The 1,799-nt window shown below is 47.9% G+C and carries 1 protein-coding gene; it reads left to right on the top strand.

Going from position 1 to position 1,799, the window contains the following annotated elements:
• On the top strand, window positions 1-1,768 hold a 1,768-nt coding region (locus VN105_RS25675; RefSeq protein WP_325645628.1), incomplete at its 5' end, for a DUF885 domain-containing protein.
• Window positions 1,769-1,799 lie beyond the last annotated feature (31 nt).

Raw genomic sequence — 1,799 nt, forward strand, 5'->3', positions numbered from 1 at the left:
AAACAACAATAATCCTTCTGCGATGAAAGAACTCCTTCTTTGCGCTACTGCCGCAGCTGCATTTGCAGCCTGCAACAACGGCAGCAGCACTAAAACCAGTAGTACCGACAGTACGCTGAACAACGCCTTCAGTAAATACCAGGAACATTTTATTGACGCCCTGTGGAAAGAGAACCCCGACTGGGCTACCAGTGTAGGTTATCATAAATATGATTCCGTGCTGGTGGTGCCCGATAGCGCAGCAACAGCCGCACGCCTGGCATTTGCACAACAGCAGCTGGACTCCCTGAAATCCTACGACCTGGCTGCACTAAACGATGCCAGTAAAATTGATCACCAGCTGATACAGAATTACCTGGAATCAGTACAATGGAGCATTAAGGAACAGAAGAGCAACGAATGGGATCCATCTTCCTATAACGTAAGTAACACGTTTGCCTTTATCCTGAACGAAAACTACGCCCCGCTGGAAACACGACTACGCAGCTTTGGCAGCAGGTTACAAAACATTCCGGCTTATTATGAAGCCGCCAAAAAACAGATCAAAGACCCGGTACCGGAGCTTACTTCGCTGGCCATAGATCAGAACAATGGCGGCTTATCAGTATTTGAAAAAGACTTCGCGGATTCCCTGAAAAAAACCAGTATCCCTGCAGCAGAGCAGACTGCTATGCTGGCCAGCGCCAAAACGGCTACCAAGGCTATACGTGAGTATGCCGCCTGGCTGAAAGCACTGAAGCCGGAACATCCACGCAGCTTCCGTTTAGGTAAAGCGCTGTACGATCAGAAATTTAAATACGACATACAATCATCTTTCACCGCGGGGCAGATCTACGATTCAGCCATTGCACGCAAAGCGTTTGTGCATGGTGAAATGACAAAGATCAGCCGGCAGTTATGGCCTAAATATTTTGGCAATACCCCTATGCCTGCTGATTCAATGGAACTGATAGGCCGTATGATAGATACACTTTCTGTACAACACGTGAAGCCGGAACAATTCCAGTCGGCCATAGAAAAACAATTGCCTGCACTCATCGCATTTATCAAGGAAAAAGACCTGTTGTACATCGATCCGTCCAAGCCATTAGTGGTGCGTAAAGAACCGGCTTACATGGCGGGTGTGGCGGGTGCGTCTATCAGTGCGCCCGGCCCCTACGACAAAGGCGGCAATACCTATTACAACGTGGGAAGCCTGGAGGGATGGCCGAAAGACAAAGCAGAAAGTTACCTGCGCGAATACAATCATTATATTCTCCAGATCCTGGATATCCATGAGGCCATCCCGGGTCACTATACACAGCTGGTATATGCCAATCAATCACCCAGCCTGATCAAGTCGCTCATGAGCAATGGCGCCATGATTGAAGGATGGGCCGTATACACCGAACAGATGATGCTGGAAAACGGTTATGGCAACAATGCACCTGAAATGTGGCTGATGTGGTACAAATGGAACCTCCGCACCGTATGTAATACCATCCTGGATTACAGTGTACATGTAAAAGATATGAGTAAGGAAGATGCTATTCATTTGCTTACCAAAGAAGCCTTCCAGCAGGCGGCTGAAGCGGAAGGTAAATGGAAAAGAGTGAGTGTTACAAGTGTGCAGCTCACCAGCTATTTCACCGGCTACAAAGAGATCATTGACCTGCGCGAAGCCTACAAACAAAAGCAGGGCAAAGATTACAGCCTGAAAGCATTCAACGAAAAATTCCTGAGCTATGGCAGCGCACCGGTGAAATACATCCGGCAGTTAATGCTCTAAGCGGGTTTTGTCTGACTCAGGATTAAACTGA

The sequence above is a fragment of the Chitinophaga sp. genome (assembly GCF_035564935.1).
Taxonomy (GTDB): domain Bacteria; phylum Bacteroidota; class Bacteroidia; order Chitinophagales; family Chitinophagaceae; genus Chitinophaga.